The organism is Marinactinospora endophytica, from assembly GCF_054780875.1.
This window is the reverse complement of sequence record NZ_BAAGVM010000012.1, coordinates 69,303-85,163: the sequence shown is the minus strand read 5'-3', so window position 1 is coordinate 85,163 and position 15,861 is coordinate 69,303. Positions and strand designations below refer to the sequence as shown.

Below are 15,861 nucleotides of genomic sequence, written 5' to 3'. Positions count from 1 at the left end.
TAGCAGGCTCCTCCCATGAGCGAGTACTACACGCCCAAGGAGGTCTCGGCCCGGTTCGGGTTGAGCCTCGACACCTTGCGCTACTACGAACGCGAGGGATTGCTCGGCCTGGTGGAGCGCGCCCCTGGTGGGCAGCGGCGTTACCGGGCTCATGACGTGGAGCTTTTGGAGCTCGTGCGCTGCCTGCGCGACACCGACATGCCGATCGCCCGCCTGAGGGAGTTCGCCGAACTGGTCCGCGAGGGCGACGCGACCATTCCCCGCCGCCTGGACGTCCTGGAGACCCACGAGGGGCGGCTGGCCGAGCGTATCGCCGAGCTCCAGCGCCGCCAGGCCGCGATCCGGCACAAGATCGACTACTACCGTTCCGTTCTCGCCGCGTCCGCTGCCACGGAAGGACGGGTTCTCTGATGCGCCGTCACACGCTGGGAACGGGGCCGGCCGCGCGCGGGGTCGGCGAGATCTGTCTGGGAGCGCTCCCGTTCGGCACCCTGGTGGGGGAGGAGACCTCCTTCGCCATTCTGGACCGCTTCGTCGAAGCGGGCGGCAGGTTCATCGACACCTCGAACAACTACGCCTTCTGGGTGCCGGGCTTCGCGGGGGGCGAGAGCGAGCGGGTCCTCGGCCGCTGGCGGGCCTCCCGCGGGGTCGGCGACGAGGTCGTCATCGCCACCAAGCTGGGAGCGCAGCCGCGCACGCCCGGCCGAGGGCTGGAGGACGCCGAAGGGCTGTCCGCCTCCGCGATCCACGCGGCGGTGGAGGACAGTCGGGAACGTCTGGGGATGGACCGCCTCGACCTGCTCTACACCCACATCGAGGATCGTTCCGTCCCGATGGAGGAGACCCTCGACGCGCTCGGCGCACTTCGCCGGGCCGGCGCCATCGGCCTCGTCGGCGCCAGCAACCACGCGACCTGGCGGCTGGAGCGGGCCCGTTCCCTGGCGGCGGTGGGCGACCGGCCCCGGTACGAGGTGCTGCAGTACCGCTACAGCTACCTCCAGCCCCGCTTCGACATCGCGCTGCCCGAGAGCGGCCACGTGCACGCGAGCCCCGAGCTCCTCGACTTCGTCCAGGAGGAGAACACGGCGGGACGCGCCACCGGGCTGGTCGTCTACAGCACCCTGCTGTCGGGCGGCTACACCCGTTCCGACCGACCGCTGTCCGCGCCCTATGACCATCCGGGGACCCCGCGCCGTCTGGAGGCGCTGCGCGAGGTCGCGGCCAAGGTCGGGGCGACCCCCAACCAGGTGGTGCTCGCCTGGCTGCTGGGACGCGCCCCCGCGATGATCCCCCTGGTGGGCGCGAGTTCCGTGGAGCAGCTGGAGGAGACCCTTCAGGCGACCCGGCTGGTGCTCGACGAGGAGGACCGGGCCCGCCTGGACGCGGCCGGCTGAACCGCCGTCCCCGGAAGAGGTGGGACGGCCGGCGGTGCGGGCGCGGTCCGGCGCCCGCACCGGTCGACTGTCGTCGCGTTGTGCGATGATCTGGTGACGTCGCGTGGCGACTGGGAGGGGTGGGGCCGCATGGACGTGATCGGTGCCGGTTTCGGACGAACCGGGACCCTGTCCCTGAAGTACGCGTTGGAGCGGCTCGGGTTCGGCCCCTGCTACCACATGGCCGAGATCGTCGAACGGCCCGAACGGGCCGAGGCCTGGCTGGCCGCGGCCCGGGGGCGGGCCGACTGGGGCCGCCTGCTCGCCGGCTACCGCTCCATCGTGGATTGGCCCGGCTGCTACTTCTGGCGTGAACTTCTCGATCGCCACCCCAACGCCAAGGTCGTGCTGAGCGTGCGCGACCCGCGCCGTTGGTACGAGAGCGCCGCGCAGACCATCTTCGACACGCCGCCCGCGAAGGAGGTCGTCCCCCGTTACCGTCCCCTGCTCGAACTCGCGGAGGAGATCGTCCACCAACGCACGTTCGGGAACCGCGTGGACGACCCGGAGGCGGCGATCCGGGTCTATGAGGAGCACAACGCCGCCGTCCGCGCGGCCGTCCCGCCGGAGCGGCTGTTGGTGTTCGAGGTGGGGCAGGGGTGGGAGAGACTGTGCGGGTTCCTCGGGGTGGAGGTTCCCGACGAACCCTTCCCCCAGACCAACGACCGCGCCTCCTTCCACCGGATGTTCGCGGCGCGGTGGCAGGAGAGGGGCTGATCCGGGTGCCGGCGTGCCCGGGCCGCCCTCACGAGCGGCCCGAGCCCGCCGGCTCATCCCCTGACGCGGCGCAGCCGGCCCAGCATGGACGGGAGCTCGCCGTGGTGGACGACGGTGAGCCGGCGGGTGGCCCGGGTCACCGCCACGTACAGATCGTGTCCCCCCTTGGGGGAGTCGGCGACGATCCCGTCGGGGTCCACCACGATCACCGCGTCGAACTCCAGCCCCTTGGCCTCGGTGGTCGTCAGCGTGGTCGCGGGGGAGTCCAGCGCCTCGGGGGTCGCCCCCGACGGCAGGTCGGGCAGGGCCGCGCGCACCTCGGCCACCCGGGAACGCGCGGTGATGACGGCCACGCGCCCCTCGCCGATCGCGGCCCGCTCGGCCTCCACCAGACGCGGCAGCCCCTCGGGCAACTCCGCCGTCGCCATCCGCACCGCGCGCGGTGGCGTCCCGCCGTCGCGCACGGACTCCGGCGGTTGCTGTCCGGGCGCCACCTCCGCCAGGACGTCGGCGGCCACCTCCATGATCTCGGCGGGCGTACGGTAGTTGACCAGCAGCCGGGTCTCGCGCCAGCGCCCGCCGACGTAGGGGTCGAGCATCTCGGCCCAGGAGCGCGCCCCGGCCGGGTCACTGGTCTGGGCGACGTCGCCCACGATCGTCAGGGAGCGGGTGGGCACGCGACGCATCACCATCCGCCAGGCCATCGCCGACAGCTCCTGGGCCTCGTCCACGATGACGTGGCCATAGGCCCAGCGCCGGTCGGCCCAGGCCCGCTCGGCGGTGGTGAGCCGCGCTCCGGGGTCGCGATGGCGTTCGGCGAGGGCGCGCGCGTCGAGGAAGCCCTGTTCGGACAGGCCGGTCAGTTCCAAGACGCCCTGGGCGTAGCGCTCCTCGGCGCGGCGCTCCTCGGCCGCGACCCGTTCCAGCGCCCGCGCCGCGCTGTCGTCCTCACCGAGCAGCTCGGCGGCTTCGTCGAGGAGGGGAACGTCGGAGACGGTCCACCGGGTTGTGGCCGGCCGCAGCAGCGTCCGCGCCTCATCGGGCCCCAGTCCGGCTCGGCGCGCCACCCGCTGTAGCGCCGCGGGGTCGGCGAACAACTCCGTCAGCAGCCGTTGCGGTGTGAGGTAGGGCCACAGCCGGTCGATCGCCGCGCGGACCGTGGGCTCGGCCCACAGGGAGGCCCGGGCGTAGCGCACGTCCTCGTCGTCGAGCGGGGGGCGACCCAGACGGCGGGCCTGGTCGAGCGCGAGGTCCTTGAGCACGTCGTTGACGTAGAGCTTGCGCGCGATGTTGTGCGGCTTGCGCAGGCCACGGGCGCGGTCGCGGGCCCGCCGGCAGACATCCTGGCCGACGCGCAGTTCCATGTCGTCGACCTCCACGCGCAGCCCGTCGCCGTCACGGGGGGTCCGCTGCCGGTCCCGCACCGCCTCGGCCACCAGGCGCGCCATGCGCGGGTCGCCCTTGAGCAGCGCGGCGGAAGGTTCCTCGGTCTCGGTGGCCCGTACGCCGGGGAAGAGCTCGCCGACCGTGGCCGGCACCGCGTCGGTCTCGCCCAGTGAGGGCAGGACCTGGCCGATGTAGCGCAGGAACGTCGGGTTGGGGCCGATGATGAGGACGCCCCGGCGGGCCAGCGTGTCGCGGTGGGTGTAGAGCAGGTAGGCGGCGCGGTGCAGCGCGGCGACGGTCTTACCGGTTCCGGGCCCGCCCTGGACGACCAGGACGCCGGCCAGACCGGAGCGGATCACCTGGTCCTGTTCGGCCTGGATGGTGGCGACGATGTCGCTCATCCGGCCGGTGCGTCCACGCCGGAGCGCGGCCAGGAGGGCGGCCTCGCCGACGAGGGTCCGCCGGTCCTCCTCGGTCAATCCGTCGAGGTCGAACACCTCGTCCTCCACGCCGACGACCGTGCGATCCCGGGTGTGCAGATGGCGCCGGCGCACCAGACTTCCGGGGGTCTGGGGGGTGGCGGTGTAGAAGAGGCGGGCGGCCGGAGCGCGCCAGTCGATCAGCAACGGTTCGTGCTCCTCGTCGCGCAGCCCGATCCGGCCGATGTGGAAGCTCTCGCCGTCACGGTGGTCGATGCGGCCGAAGCACAGTCCTCGTTCGACCGAGGAGAAACGGGCCACCAGGCGGGCCTGCTCCTCCGCGGTGACCTCCCGTTCGATGAGGGCCTGTCGGGTGCCTCCGCCGCCGCGCCCATGGGCTTCCCGCAGTGCGGTCTCGGCACGTTCCCTGACAGCGTCCAACCGGGTGTAGAGCCGGGTGAGGTGGGCCTGCTCCTGGCGGAGCGCAGCCCTGCGGGCCTCTTCCCGCGAGGAGGTGGATTGACAGGGATCCATTTATCTAGTATCCTTGTCTATTAGAGCTGTGTATATTTTCCGCTAGAAGGACATACTCTAGCAGGGTCCCACCGGGTAGCGCGGTCTTGCCCGCCTCCTGGTCCTCAAATGAGGGAAAACGCTGTCGGGGTGTTCTCCTCGCGCTAGAATTCCCTTCGTGCGAACCGATCAGGCTCTCCAACGGTGGTGGCGCCGCTCCTAGGCGGCGTATCTGTTCGTGTTCCGTTCGATCAGCGGCCGCTCGCGCAGGCGGCCGTTCTGTCTTCCCTCGGCTCCCGGCGCGGGTGTGGCGCATGACACCCAGCGCGAAAAGGACCGGTCCCGTGGACGACAGCAGCACCTCCTACCACACCGCCGGCGGCATCGCCGTGCGCCGTACCGTCCGTCCCTGTGCACCCGAGGCACTCAGCGAACTCGTCCGCTCGGTCGAGCATCGCCGTGGCGGCGTGCTGTCCTCGGGAATGGAGTATCCCGGCCGCTACAGCCGCTGGCACCTCGGCTACGTCGACCCCTGCCTCGAACTGGCGGCGCGGGGACGCGCCGTCACCGTCACCGCGCTCAACGAGCGCGGCCGGGTCCTCCTGCCCGTCGTGGCCGAGGCGTTGCGCGCCCACGGCGAGACCGTCGAGCAGTCCCCCGACACGTTCGGGATCGTCATCCCCGAGCCGGACGTGGAGGTGTTCCTGCCCGAGGAGCAGCGCAGCCGCCGCCCCGGCGTCTTCTCCGCGCTGCGTGAGATCGTCGCGCTCTTCGCCGCGGAGGACGATCCCCACCTCGGACTGTACGGCGCCTTCGGATACGACCTGGCCTTCCAGTTCGAACCCATCGAACAGCTCCTGCACCGCGATGCCGCCGACCGCGACCTCGTCCTGCAACTCCCCGACGAGATCATCGTCCGTGACCGCAAGCGCGAGACCTGCCTGCGCTTCTCCTACGACTTCACCGTTCCCGCCGGACCGGGGCGGGACGAGGCGTCGACCGACACGCTGCCGCGCGCCACCGAGCCCACCCCCGAAGTCGTCACGGCCCAGACCCCACCACAGCCCGAGCCCGGCTCCTACGCGCGTGTCGTCGCCGAGGCCAAGAAGCGCTTCGTCCGGGGGGACCTGTTCGAGGTCGTACCGAGCCACCGCACCTACGGCTCCTGCTCCTCGCCGGCACGGTTCTACGAGCGCCTGCGCGAGCGCAACCCCGCCCCCTACGAGTTCTTCTTCAACCTCGGCGAGGGGGAGTACCTGGTCGGGGCCTCCCCGGAGATGTTCGTCCGGGTCAGCGGCCGGCCCGGCCGGGGACAGCGCGTCGAGACCTGCCCGATCTCCGGCACCATCCGCCGCGGCGACGACGCGCTGGGCGACGCCGCCAACATCCTCGAACTGCTCGGCTCCGCCAAGGAGGAGTCGGAGCTGACGATGTGCACCGACGTCGACCGCAACGACAAGTCCCGGGTGTGCGAACCCGGCAGCGTCCGGGTCATCGGCCGCCGCCAGATCGAGCTGTACAGCCGGCTCATCCACACGGTCGACCACATCGAGGGCACGCTCCGTCCGGAGTTCGACGCGCTCGACGCCTTCGTCACCCACATGTGGGCGGTCACCGTCACCGGTGCTCCCAAGACCTGGGCCATGCGCTTCATCGAGGCCCACGAGTCCACGCCGCGTCGCTGGTACGGCGGCGCGGTCGGGGTCGTCAACTTCGACGGCTCCATGAACACCGGGCTCACGCTGCGCACCGCCCACATCCGCGACGGTGTCGCGGCCGTCCGGGTCGGCGCGACCCTGCTGTACGACTCCGACCCCGAAGCCGAGGAGCGCGAGACCTTCCTCAAGGCCCGCGCGCTGCTGGAGACGCTGGCGGAGGAGGGCGAGGACGCCTCTCCCGCGACCGAGGCGTCCGCGCCGCCGAAGGCGGGAGAGGGGATGAGGGTGCTGCTCGTCGACCACGAGGACTCCTTCGTCAACACCCTCGCCGACTACGTTCGACGCCACGGGGCGCAGGTGACCACCCTGCGCCACGGCTTCGACCCGCTCCTGCTGGACCGGTTGGCCCCCGACCTGGTCGTCCTTTCGCCCGGGCCGGGCCTGCCGGCCGACTTCGCGATGAGCGCCCTGCTCGACGAGCTGTACGCGCGCGACCTGCCCACCTTCGGCGTGTGTCTCGGGCTCCAGGGGATGGTCGAGCACGCCGGCGGGGAGCTGCTCACCCTCGCCGAGCCCGTCCACGGCAAGCCCAGTCGGATCCGGGTGACCGGCGGACGGTTGCTGGAGGGGGTGGCCGATCCCGACATGACCTTCACCGCGGGCCGCTACCACTCCACCTACACCACCCCCGACCGGGTCAAGACGTTCGAGGTGACCGCGGTGGTCGATGACGGTGCCGAGCCCGTGGTCATGGCGATCGAGGCTCCTGAGTCCCGTCGCTGGGCCGTGCAGTTCCACCCCGAGTCGATCCTCACCGCGAAGGTCGGGGAGCGGATCGTGGAGAACGTGCTGCGGATGGCCCGCCGTCCCTGACACGTGCCCGTCGTGCCCGCGGACCACGGCCCGCGGGCACGACGGGCCGGGGCACCCGCCGGAATCCGTGAACAACGGACCGGTGGCTCATAGGCTCCGGGCATGGACGCGAATCTAGGCAGAGTCGTCATCACCGGAGTGGCCGGCAGGGTGGGCCCCACCGTCCGGGAGGGACTGCGTGGCGAGGTCGGTGATCTGGTGCTGGTGGACCGCCGCCGGCTGACCGCGGGCGAGGGCGAGACCGTCATCGAGGGGGACGTCACCGATCCCGACGTGGCGCGGAAGGCCTTCGAAGGGGCTGACGCGGTGGTCCACCTGGCGGGCTGCTCCGACGAGGCCCCCTTCCGGGAACTGGTCGACGCCAACATCACCGGTACCTTCACCGTCTTGGAGGCGGCGCGCCGCAGCGGGGTGCGCCGGGTCGTCCTGGCCGGCAGCAACCGGGTGACCGGCGCCTACCCCATCCACCACCACGTCTTCCCCGACGAGCCGCTCCGGCCCGACGGCCTCTACGCCGTCAGCAAGGCGGCCGTCGAGGCGCTGGGGCAGATGTATGCGGACAAGTTCGGCCTGGAGGTCGTGGTTTTGCGGCTCGGCTCGTTCGAGGCCGAGCCGACCGAGACACGTCACCTGGCGACGTGGCTGAGCCCGCGTGATTGCGTCGGGTTCGTCCGCGCCGCGCTCACGGCCTCGGGTGTCGGTTACAGCGCGGTCTACGCGGTCTCGGCCAACGCGCGCAGGTTCTGGGATCTCACGGCGGGGGAGAGGGAGCTGGGCTACCGGCCGGTCGACGACGCGGCCCGCTTCGCCTCACGCTTCCCTGACGACGATCCGTTCTGGCAGGGGGGACCCCAGAGCGGCGAGGCGGCCACGGCGGAGTTCACGCTGCCCTACCTGGCGGAGTGAGGACCACGGCCGGCGTCCATGTGGGTGAGACGTGGAGGAGCGGGTAGGAGGGCAGGTCTGTACAGGGAATACGGCTTTCCGGGAACGGGGTCGCATCCTCATTCGTTGGATTTTTTTCTCCCGTTTTGACCTGCATTGTTGTTGCTCATGGCGCACCGCAGCGTTTTCCCCCGACCTCCGGGGGCAGGCGAAGGTCATGAGTATTCTGCTGCTGATCCTGGGAATCATCCTCATCATCGCCGGCGTCTTCGCCCTGTTGCGCCGCCAGATCCTGTGGGGCGTCGTCTTGATCGTCATCGGCCTCATCGTCAGCCCCAGTGGTACGTTCCTCGGCTTGTAGCCCGAGTGCGTCCACCCTCAGCCGCCAGCCCACTGCGATCTCCCTCACGTTCCGGGCGATGCTAGGTTCGAACGCGGCGGAGGGCCCGTTCCTCGTCGAGGACGCGCCCACCAGCCGCGATGACGGACCGATGAGCCCTCGGCGCCCGGCCGGGCCCGGGGCGTGGGGGAGAAGAACACACGGTGAAGAGCGTCGAGCCCGAGGTACATCTGATCGCGCGCCCGCAGCTGGACTACGGCGAGGTCGCCCGCTACCTCGCCGACGTCGGCGGGCAGAGCTGGCTGGAGCGGTTGGACAGGGGAGAGCTCGACAACGAGCTCAATGATCCCCAGAACCTCGCCGAGTTCGCCGGCCGGCTGTGCTACCGCTCCTGGGAGCCGGGGCTCAACCCCAACGTGACCCGGGTGCGCACCGACCAGGACGCCTACCTCACCAATATCCTGTCCAGCCTGCACGGTTCCGTCCTGGAGCACGTCAGCTTCAGCTTCGTCCTGCACAACGTCAGCCGGGTGCTCACCCACGAGCTCATCCGGCACCGTCCCGGCGTCGCCGTCTCCCAGGAGTCGCTGCGCTTCGTCCGCCTCACCGATCTGCCCTTCTGGTTCCCCGAGTGGGCCCAGGAGGATCCCGAGCTGATGAAGCGGGCCACCGAGATGCTGGAGAAGATGGAGGAGTTCCAGCTGTGGATGGCCGACCACTTCGGGCTGGACGAGGAGGGCGTCCCCTTCGCGGTGAAGAAGCACCGCACCTCCTTCATGCGCCGCTTCGCCCCGGAGGGGGTGGCCACCGGCCTGGTCTGGACGGCCAACGTCCGGACCCTGCGTCACACGCTGGAGGCCCGCACCGCTCCCGGCGCCGAGGAGGAGATCCGGCTGCTGTTCGGCAAGATCGGCGAGGTGCTGAAGAAGGAGGCCCCCGCGCTGTTCGGAGACTACGAGGTCACCGACGGCGCCTGGATCCCCAAGTGGCGCAAGGTCTGATTCGCCAGCGGCGCCCGGCCCGTGCCGGGTCCGCGAAGTCTTGAACAGCCGTTTCCGCTATGGGAAACGGGGCGTCCATGGGAGCCCGTCACCGCGCTCCCATGGACGCCGGATGGGGCGCGCCCCTCAGTCGGCGAGTTCGGGTTTGCCGAACAACGGCGCGTACCCCGACGGCAGCTGACTGAGGATCTGGTTGAGCTGGCCGCCGGTGACGGCCTCGGCGAGCGTGGTCAGCACGGCGCTGGCGTCCCATTCGGCGGTACGGGGCCGGGCCCCGGTCGCCTGGGCGACCCGGTGGCAGAACTCCTCCACGCCGAAGGACTCACCCCGCCCGTCGGCCTCCCGTAGCGCCTCGTCCAGGGTCTCGGGCACCTGCGCGGCCACGTCCTCGACCTCGTCGGGACGCAGCCGGGTCGCCAGCACGCCCAGCACCGCCCTGGTGACCCGTTCGGCCTCCCCGGCGTCGGAGTACTCCCCCAGCTCGCGTACCCGGGCCAGGAACTCGTGCTGCTGCATCACCGGCCTCCTTAACAGATCGGGATCTGTGCCGAAGACGACACACTGCCCCGGAGAGGCCCGGTCCAATCCCGGAGAGCCGTGAAAACGTGTCCTGCCCGTCGCGGCGTCCCCGCCCCGGGAGGCGTGCCGGGCGGCCGCTTGGGGCCGGGGTCAACAGCAGCGTGTCCCCGGGTCGGTGTCGCCTTTGTCGATGTGACGGCGCCAGAACTCGCGTTCGCCCATGGGAGGGACGCCCGGATGGACGCGCCGGTGGTGCTCCAGGTAGATCTCGTAGGCCCGCTCCCCGGCGATCCCCCGGGCGATCTGCCAGGCTTCACGCAGGCCCCGCAGCACTGCCGCGCGCAGGCGGGCCGGGCCGCTCCCCTCGGGAACGGCCCGGCCGGAACCGGTGGGCACGCCTAGTCCTTCCCAACGGTTCCGGATCCGTCGGCGCCCACGCCCGTGGCCTGGAGCTGCCGGGCGTGCTCGCGCTCCTCCTTGGTCGGGATGAGGCCCGAGGGCGCCCACAACCGGGAGCGGACGTAGGGTTCCTCGGTGGTGGGCAGCTGCCCGTTGGCCCGCAGCGCCTTGACCCACACTCGGCAGGCGTCCACCAGGATCACCACCACCAGCAGCGCGAACAGCGCGGCCAGCACACCGTCGACGGTGGTGTTGGTGATGACCTGGCGCATCTCCTCCACGCTTCCGGCCGCTCCCAGGCTCGTCTGGCCGTCCTCCAGCGCGGCGACGTACTGGGCGCGTTGGGCGAAGAAGCCGATCGCGGGATCGTCGGAGAAGACCTTCTGCCAGCTCGCGGTCAGGGTGACGGCCACGTCCCAGGCCAGCGGGATCAGGGTGATCCAGACGTATTTGGTCCGTCCCGACTTGATCAACAGGGTCGTGCAGACCGCGAGCGCGACCGCCCCCAACAGCTGGTTGGCGATGCCGAAGAGCGGGAACAACTGGTTGATGCCGCCCAGGGGGTCGTTGACACCGGCCCACAGGAAGTATCCCCAGCCGCCCACGATCAGCGCGCTGGTCAGCCACAGTCCCGGCTTCCAGCTCACGTCACGCATCGGCTTGTAGACGTTGCCGATGGTGTCTTGGAGCATGAAGCGCCCCACGCGGGTACCGGCGTCGACGGTGGTGAGGATGAACAGGGCTTCGAACATGACGGCGAAGTGGTACCAGAAGGCCATCATCGCCTGGCCGCCGAACACGGTGGAGAAGATCTGCGCGGCGCCCAGGGCGAAGGTGGGCGCGCCGCCGGTGCGGGCGATCACGCTCTCCTCCTCGATCTGCTGGGCGACCGTCTGAAGGGTCTCGGGGGTCACCGTGAACCCCAGTTGGGTGACCGCGGCCGAGGCGCTCTGCACGGTGTCACCGAGCGCGCCGGCCGGCATGTTCATGGCGAAGTAGACGCCGGGGTCGATGATGCACGCCGCGATGAGCGCCATGATCGCGACGAACGACTCGGTCAGCATGCTGCCGTAGCCGACCATCCGGACCTGGGACTCCTTCTCGATGAGCTTGGGAGTGGTTCCGGAGGCGACCAGGGCGTGGAAGCCCGAGAGCGCGCCACAGGCGATCGTGATGAACACGAACGGGAACAGCGAACCGGAGAAGACGGGCCCCTGGCCGTTGAACGCGAAATCGGTGAACGCCGGCAGGCGCAGGGACGGCATCGCGACGAGGATGGAGACGGCGAGGAGGACGACGACGCCGACCTTCATGAACGTCGACAGGTAGTCACGCGGGGCGAGCAGCATCCAGACGGGCAGTACCGAGGCCACGAAGCCGTAGATGATCAGCCCGAAGGTCAGCTCGTTGTGGGTGAAGTGGAAGACCTCGGACAGCACGGCGTGCTCGGCGACCCAGCCGCCGCCGGCGATCGCCGCGAGCAGCAGGACGACGCCGATCGCGGAGGTCTCCATGACCCGTCCTGGGCGTAGATAGCGCAGGTAGAAACCCATGAACAGCGCGATGGGGATCGTCATGATCAGGGAGAACGCGCCCCACGGCGAGTCGGCGAGCGCGTTGACCACGACCATCGCCAGCACCGCCAGCAAGATGACCATGATCGCGAGCACGGCGATGAGCGCCGCGACGCCGCCCACCGGACCGATCTCCTCGCGGGCCATCTGTCCCAGGCTCTTGCCGTTGCGGCGCATGGAGAAGAACAGCACGACCATGTCCTGGACGGCCCCGGCGAAGATGGCGCCGATGATGATCCAGATCGTGCCCGGCAGGTATCCCATCTGCGCGGCGAGCACCGGGCCGACGAGGGGACCGGCGCCGGCGATGGCCGCGAAGTGGTGACCGTAGAGCACCCGGCGGTCGGTGGGGTGGAAGTCGGCGCCGTTGTTGATCCGCTCCGCGGGGGTGGCCCGGGTGTCGTCCACCCGCAGCACCTTGTAGGAGACGAAGCGGGAGTAGAAGCGGTAGCCGATGGCGTAGGAGGCCAGGGCGGCGAAGATGAGCCAGGCCGCGGAGATCTCCTCGCCACGCGCCAGCGCGATGACGCTCCACGCGCCTGCCCCCACGACCGCCACCGCGACCCACACGAGGATGCGGAGCGGCGTCCATTTGGGGGTGGTGGGTGGTCTGATGCCGACCGTGCTCTCGGACACGGGCGCTCCCTTCCGTCCTGGCGTCCGCGGGCATGCTGCGCCGCAGCCGCTTCTTGCCGATTGTGGCCGTCCGGTATCCGTTGAGGTGGCGGCCGTCAAGCGGCTGATTTAATCACGGCTCACCATCAGAAACAGAGACCACTTACATACCGATTTGATGATCGATCAGTTTGAAAGTGGCAGAAGTGGTTTTTTCCCTTATTGTTCCTTTTAGGGGTATTAGCGAATAGGGGTGGCCGGATGGCGTCACCTCGGCCGCCCACCGGACGGCCTCCAGGAGACGCCCGACGTGGCGTTACCGCCTGAGATCTCCCCTCAGGACTTCTGTGGACCACGGGAACCTCGTCGACGCCCTGGCCGCCCGATCACCCGCGGCGGCAAGCCGTATGGCCTCCGGTCGTCCCCACCGCGGCGGGTCGGGACCGCGTCGGCTCGACCGGCATGAGTCGTGTCTTTTCTTTCAGGGTGGCCGAAACGGCCGATGACGTCGGGCAGAGGGCCGTGCAGGGCCCCGCCGGTGGGGACCTGCTCGGACGCCGACGGGTTTGACGAGGCGGCGGAGTCTCATCCCTCTCCGCGACCGCCACGACGCGCACGGGTGTGCCACGGTCATCGCGGACAGGCCGGCGGGCTGGCTCGGTTCGGTGCGCTCTTCGGCCCCGTGCAGGGGACGGGGCCGGTCCCGAGAACCTCGCCATCGGTCACAGCCGCCCCGATCGGGGCCGGGACTGCGCCGTCGGGGACACGGATCAGGGCGTGGCCCGACTCGGCGTCCAGCGTCATCGAGCCCGTGGGCGGGCCGAGGGAGCCGATCCCCCGGACGGGTGGGGGAGGCCGGGGCGCCGCTCATTCGGCCTCCGGGGCCGTGCGCGCCAGCGGCCGTGGCAGGTCGCCGCTGCGCGGAGCGCCGGCGATCGGATAGGGGCATCGGTCCCGGGGCCGGCGTGTCACCTGGAGGGCAGGCGGTGGCCCGGCGGATACGGGTGCGGGCGATCCGGGCGGGCCCCTGGCGGGGACGCTCCAGGACGACCACCTCGGTGCGCCACCAGGTGATGCCCAGACCTGTCGCGACTCGGTGCCCCGGGCAGGGGCGGCGAAACGGCCCGGCGTCGCGATCAGCGCGTCTGTGCCCGCGAACCGGCGGTGGCCGTGGCCGAGCCGGCAGAGGGAGCGCTGAGCGCACGCGGGTCCTCAAGGTCGCGCACGATCCGGATCGGCGCGACGAACAGTCGCTCGCGCTGGAGATCCGTCGCGGGCGGCGACATCGCTCCTTCGTGAGGAGTTCGAACGTCTCCGCCGCCAGGCGCGGGCTCGTCCGCGTGGAGCCGATGCGTCCCCTCCGGATCGCGCAGGTGGCGCCGGCACCGCGTCCGCGCGGTGGTGGCGGCTCCGATGCGGGTTCGCCACCGGCGTCCGGTCGGGTTGTCCTGGGGCGAACATTCCCTTGTCCCGAGGGACGACAACCGATTCCGAATAATTGCTGCTTCGTTTACCTGAAGGACGGTTGTCGCGGTTGTGGATGTCCGGGGAGAGGGGGCGCGGAGGGCCGTGTGCCCGGAGGTGGGAACGATGGCGGAACGGGTGTTTTGACCTTCCGTTGTTAACGTATTTATCGGTTCAATTACGACAACCCGCTCGTAAGGCTTGGTGCGCCATTATGAGCGCAGCCGACCCCGCGGTGGCCGGCACCGTCTCCTGAGGAGGACGCACCATGCCCCGCCCGCTCATCGGAATCACCGGTCACCTGGAAGCCGCGCGCTGGGGGGACTGGGTCCGTGAGGCAGCGGTCGTCGCCGCCCCCTGGCTGCGGGCGGTGGGCAGGGCGGGAGGGCTGCCGGTGGCGATCCCGCCCACCCCGCCGAGCGGGGTGGGCGACCTGGTGGAGCGATTCGACGGTTTCATTCTCACGGAGGGCGCGCACGTCGATCCGGCCGAGTACGGCGAACCCCCGCACCCCCGCACCCAGGATCCCGACTCCCGGCGGGATCGGTTCGAGCTCGCTTTGGCCCGCGCCCTGATCCGGGCGCGGCGTCCCTTCCTGGCGGTGGCCCGGGGAGCCCAGGTCCTCAATGTGGCCGCGGGGGGAAGCCTGCTGCAGTACCTGCCGGAGACGCTGGGGCACCATGAGCACGCTCCCACGACCGGCCGTCCGGCCTCCACCGACATATCGGTCAGTGTCACCAGCAGACTGGGACGGGTCCTGGGCGATCGCGCGACCGTGCTGGAGTCGCACACCCAGGGTTTCAACCGGATCGCTCCGGGGCTGTCGCCGGTCGCCTGGGCCGCGGATGGCACGGTCGAGGCGGTGGAGGTCGTGGGCCACCCCTTCGGAATCGGCGTGCTGTGGCATCCGCACGAGGGGAAGGACCCTCGTCTCTTCCAGGCGTTGACCGCGGAGGCGGCCGGACCGGCCTGACCCGCTAGGCCCGGATACGGGGCGCGCACGCGGAAACTTCTCCACCGCCGGATCGTTGGATCGGGTGGGTACCCCGATGCGGCCTGGAGTGGCCAGGTGCCTGGGGACGCGGCCGGTGAGAGGTGCATCTCCTGGGATGTTGCGGGCAGGGGAACGGGTGGCTGTTCGCGTATCTTGGGCTTTTGTCTGTTATGTACTGATTTGCCGCTGAGAAGGTGCGCGTCTGCCACGGCGCGCTCTTGGGCTGCAATGGGTAGGCTCGACAACGGGTACAGGGAGGTGGGGTGGCGATCCAAACGAACGCGACGGGCCCCGTGGGAGACCGCGTCTGGACGATCCCGAACTTGCTCAGCATCGTTCGGCTGCTGGGGGTTCCCCTCTTCCTGTGGCTGGTGCTCGTGCCCCAGGCCGACTGGTGGGCGCTCGGTGTGCTCGCGTTCGCGGGGATCTCCGATTGGCTCGACGGGAAGATCGCGCGCGCCTGGAACCAGACCAGCCGTCTCGGCGCGGTCCTGGATCCCATGGCCGACCGTCTCTACATCTTCGCGGCGCTGCTCGGTCTGGTCATGCGCGACATCGTTCCGTGGTGGCTCATGGCGATCCTCGTCGTGCGCGACGTCCTCATCGTGGTCGCGCTTCCCGTCCTGCGCTACTACGGGTACGGAACGCTCCCGGTCAACTTCGCGGGCAAGGCGGCGACCCTGTGCCTGCTGTATTCGTTTCCGTTGCTGTTCGTGGCTGGATATGACGGAATTGTCGGCGAAGTCGCACAAATTGTGGGTTGGGCGTTCGCGATCTGGGGAACGGCTATCTATTGGTGGGCCGGACTGCTCTACGCGGTCCAAGGTCTGCGCCTGATCGGGCAGAGCCGACGGGCCGACCGCGCGGTCCAGGCGGGTGAAGGGCCCGCGACGCGCCAGGCGGCCACACGGCAGGATCCCGATACCACCGAGGACGGCCGTCCCTCAGGACGGCTCTCCCGCCGGCGCGCCGGTGAGTCCGGACCACCGTCCAGCGACAGGAAGGGAGCGACGTCCCCACCATGAGAACGCGCCCAAGGGCGTTTCGCCGAAACATGAGCGGGCTTCGGGG

At 70.4% G+C, this 15,861-nt stretch carries 13 protein-coding genes; 9 read left to right on the top strand and 4 right to left on the bottom strand.

Annotated elements, in window-relative coordinates; genetic code table 11:
- The first annotated feature begins 15 nt into the window (after positions 1-15).
- The 3 genes from ACYVHU_RS20840 to ACYVHU_RS20830 all read left to right on the top strand — a co-directional run bounded on the left by ACYVHU_RS20840 (position 16) and on the right by ACYVHU_RS20830 (position 2,150).
- Entirely contained in the window at positions 16-411 is a 396-nt protein-coding gene (locus tag ACYVHU_RS20840; RefSeq protein WP_078759723.1) for a MerR family transcriptional regulator, read from the top strand.
- A complete protein-coding gene (locus ACYVHU_RS20835) occupies positions 411-1,394 on the top strand; it encodes an aldo/keto reductase (protein WP_078759722.1) in 984 nt (327 codons plus the stop codon). The genes ACYVHU_RS20840 and ACYVHU_RS20835 overlap by 1 nt, the downstream gene beginning before the upstream one ends.
- Before the next feature lie 78 nt (positions 1,395-1,472).
- Positions 1,473-2,150, top strand: a complete 678-nt coding sequence (locus tag ACYVHU_RS20830) for a sulfotransferase family protein (RefSeq protein ID WP_498949307.1) — start codon at positions 1,473-1,475, stop codon at positions 2,148-2,150.
- Positions 2,151-2,203: 53 nt separating this feature from the next.
- Here ACYVHU_RS20830 and ACYVHU_RS20825 read toward each other — a convergent pair whose 3' ends face one another.
- Entirely contained in the window at positions 2,204-4,489 is a 2,286-nt protein-coding gene (locus ACYVHU_RS20825) for a HelD family protein (RefSeq protein WP_078759720.1), read from the bottom strand.
- A gap of 293 nt (positions 4,490-4,782) precedes the next feature.
- Here ACYVHU_RS20825 and ACYVHU_RS20820 point away from each other — a divergent pair, with 293 nt between their 5' ends.
- From ACYVHU_RS20820 to thyX, 4 genes are all read left to right on the top strand, one after another.
- Entirely contained in the window at positions 4,783-6,999 is a 2,217-nt protein-coding gene (locus ACYVHU_RS20820; RefSeq protein ID WP_200813473.1) for an anthranilate synthase component I, read from the top strand.
- A 102-nt stretch (positions 7,000-7,101) separates the two neighbouring features.
- Complete coding sequence (locus ACYVHU_RS20815) at positions 7,102-7,905, top strand: NAD-dependent epimerase/dehydratase family protein (RefSeq protein ID WP_078759718.1); 804 nt, start codon at positions 7,102-7,104, stop codon at positions 7,903-7,905.
- Between the two features lie 196 nt (positions 7,906-8,101).
- Positions 8,102-8,245 carry a GPGG-motif small membrane protein gene (locus ACYVHU_RS20810; RefSeq protein WP_200813472.1) on the top strand — a complete coding sequence of 48 codons (144 nt, stop codon included), beginning with the start codon at positions 8,102-8,104 and terminating at the stop codon, positions 8,243-8,245.
- Positions 8,246-8,427: 182 nt separating this feature from the next.
- A complete protein-coding gene (gene thyX, locus ACYVHU_RS20805; protein WP_078759717.1) occupies positions 8,428-9,225 on the top strand; it encodes an FAD-dependent thymidylate synthase in 798 nt (265 codons plus the stop codon).
- A 126-nt stretch (positions 9,226-9,351) separates the two neighbouring features.
- Here the strand turns inward: thyX and ACYVHU_RS20800 are convergent, their stop codons facing one another.
- The 3 genes from ACYVHU_RS20800 to ACYVHU_RS20790 form a co-directional block, all read right to left on the bottom strand.
- Complete coding sequence (locus ACYVHU_RS20800) at positions 9,352-9,741, bottom strand: DUF2267 domain-containing protein (protein WP_078759716.1); 390 nt, start codon at positions 9,739-9,741, stop codon at positions 9,352-9,354.
- A gap of 153 nt (positions 9,742-9,894) precedes the next feature.
- Positions 9,895-10,140: a YbdD/YjiX family protein gene (locus ACYVHU_RS20795; protein ID WP_078759715.1), complete on the bottom strand. Its 246-nt coding sequence runs from the start codon at positions 10,138-10,140 to the stop codon at positions 9,895-9,897.
- Positions 10,141-10,142: 2 nt separating this feature from the next.
- Positions 10,143-12,353 carry a carbon starvation CstA family protein gene (locus ACYVHU_RS20790; RefSeq protein ID WP_498949305.1) on the bottom strand — a complete coding sequence of 737 codons (2,211 nt, stop codon included), beginning with the start codon at positions 12,351-12,353 and terminating at the stop codon, positions 10,143-10,145.
- Positions 12,354-14,064: 1,711 nt separating this feature from the next.
- On the opposite strand from ACYVHU_RS20790, the gene ACYVHU_RS20785 reads away from it, so the two are divergent.
- Positions 14,065-14,769, top strand: coding sequence for a gamma-glutamyl-gamma-aminobutyrate hydrolase family protein (locus ACYVHU_RS20785; RefSeq protein WP_432941325.1), 705 nt, complete (start codon positions 14,065-14,067; stop codon positions 14,767-14,769).
- Between the two features lie 344 nt (positions 14,770-15,113).
- Positions 15,114-15,815: a cardiolipin synthase ClsA gene (clsA, locus tag ACYVHU_RS20780; RefSeq protein WP_432941322.1), complete on the top strand. Its 702-nt coding sequence runs from the start codon at positions 15,114-15,116 to the stop codon at positions 15,813-15,815.
- Positions 15,816-15,861 lie beyond the last annotated feature (46 nt).

Coding starts and splice junctions, on each gene's coding strand:
- ACYVHU_RS20815 (WP_078759718.1), top strand. CDS start 7,102: ATGGACGCGAATCTAGGCAGAGTCGTCATCACCGGAGTGGCCGGCAGG.
- ACYVHU_RS20800 (WP_078759716.1), bottom strand. CDS start 9,741: ATGCAGCAGCACGAGTTCCTGGCCCGGGTACGCGAGCTGGGGGAGTAC.
- ACYVHU_RS20835 (WP_078759722.1), top strand. CDS start 411: ATGCGCCGTCACACGCTGGGAACGGGGCCGGCCGCGCGCGGGGTCGGC.
- ACYVHU_RS20810 (WP_200813472.1), top strand. CDS start 8,102: ATGAGTATTCTGCTGCTGATCCTGGGAATCATCCTCATCATCGCCGGC.
- ACYVHU_RS20820 (WP_200813473.1), top strand. CDS start 4,783: ATGACACCCAGCGCGAAAAGGACCGGTCCCGTGGACGACAGCAGCACC.
- ACYVHU_RS20840 (WP_078759723.1), top strand. CDS start 16: ATGAGCGAGTACTACACGCCCAAGGAGGTCTCGGCCCGGTTCGGGTTG.
- ACYVHU_RS20785 (WP_432941325.1), top strand. CDS start 14,065: ATGCCCCGCCCGCTCATCGGAATCACCGGTCACCTGGAAGCCGCGCGC.
- ACYVHU_RS20825 (WP_078759720.1), bottom strand. CDS start 4,489: ATGGATCCCTGTCAATCCACCTCCTCGCGGGAAGAGGCCCGCAGGGCT.